1 protein-coding gene is annotated in these 1,501 nt (G+C 61.8%); it reads left to right on the plus strand.

The genetic code is table 11. The annotated features are described in order from the left end of the window. The coding region (locus tag ACI48I_RS24125; protein WP_498575720.1) for a cadherin repeat domain-containing protein at positions 1–1,501 on the plus strand (1,501 nt) is incomplete at both ends.

A 1,501-nucleotide genomic window follows, 5' to 3' on the forward strand; every position in this document is an offset into this window, starting at 1 on the left:
TCAACAACCTGGACGAAGTCGCGCCGACCATTACTTCGAGCGCGGTTGCTGCGGCGATCGACGAAAACAGCGGCGTCGGCCAGCTGGTCTATACCGCCACTGCTACCGATAGCGGCGACATCAGTGGCGGCCTTGGCTTCACCCTGAAAGCGGGAGGCGATGCAGCAGCGTTCAGCATCGACGGCGCCAGCGGTGCGGTCACCCTGATCGGCAATCCCGACTTTGAAACCAAGTCCGCTTACACCTTCACCGTGGTGGCAACCGATGCCGCAGGCAACCAGACCGAGCAAACTGTCAGCCTGAACATCAACAACCTGGACGAAGTCGCGCCGACCATTACTTCGAGCGCGGTTGCTACCGCGATCGACGAAAACAGCGGCGTCGGCCGGGTCGTCTACACGGCGACCGCCACCGATACCGGCGATATCAGTGGCGGCCTTGGCTTCACCCTGAAAGCGGGAGGCGATGCAGCAGCGTTCAGCATCGACAGCGCCAGCGGTGCGGTCACCCTGATCGGCAATCCCGACTTTGAAACCCAGTCCGCTTACACCTTCACCGTGGTGGCAACGGACGCCGCAGGCAACCAGACCGAGCAAACTGTCAGCCTGGATATCAACAACCTGGACGAGGTGGCGCCGACCGTCACTTCCGGAGCGGTTGCTGCGGCGATCAGCGAAAACAGCGGCGTCGGCCGGGTCGTCTACACGGCGACCGCCACCGATACCGGCGATATCAGTGGCGGCCTTGGCTTCACCCTGAAAGCGGGAGGCGATGCAGCAGCGTTCAGCATCGACAGCGCCAGCGGTGCGGTCACCCTGATCGGCAATCCCGACTTTGAAACCAAGTCCGCCTACACGTTCACGGTGTTGGCAACCGATGCCGCAGGCAACCAGACCGAGCAAACTGTCAGCCTGAATATCAACAACCTCGACGAAGTCGCGCCGACCATTACGTCAAGCGCGGTTGCTACGGCGATCGACGAAAACAGCGGCGTCGGCCGGGTCGTCTACACGGCGACCGCCACCGATACCGGCGACATCAGTGGCGGCCTTGGCTTCACCTTGAAAGCGGGGGGCGATGCAGCAGCGTTCAGCATCGACAGCGCCAGCGGTGCGGTCACCCTGATCGGCAATCCCGACTTTGAAACGAAGTCCGCTTACACCTTCACGGTGTTGGCAACCGATGCCGCAGGCAATCAGACCGAGCAAACTGTCAGCCTGAATATCAACAACCTGGATGAGGTGGCCCCGACCATTACTTCGGCTAATACGGCTACCGCGATCGACGAAAACAGCGGCGCTGGCCAGCTGGTCTACACGGCGACCGCCACCGATACCGGCGATATCAGTGGCGGCCTTGGCTTCACCCTGAAAGCGGGAGGCGATGCAGCAGCGTTCAGCATCGACAGCGCCAGCGGTGCGGTCACCCTGATCGGCAATCCCGACTTTGAAACGAAGTCCGCTTACACCTTCACGGTGTTGGCAACCGATGCCGCAGGCAA

The sequence above is a fragment of the Massilia sp. LXY-5 genome (genome assembly GCF_059801075.1).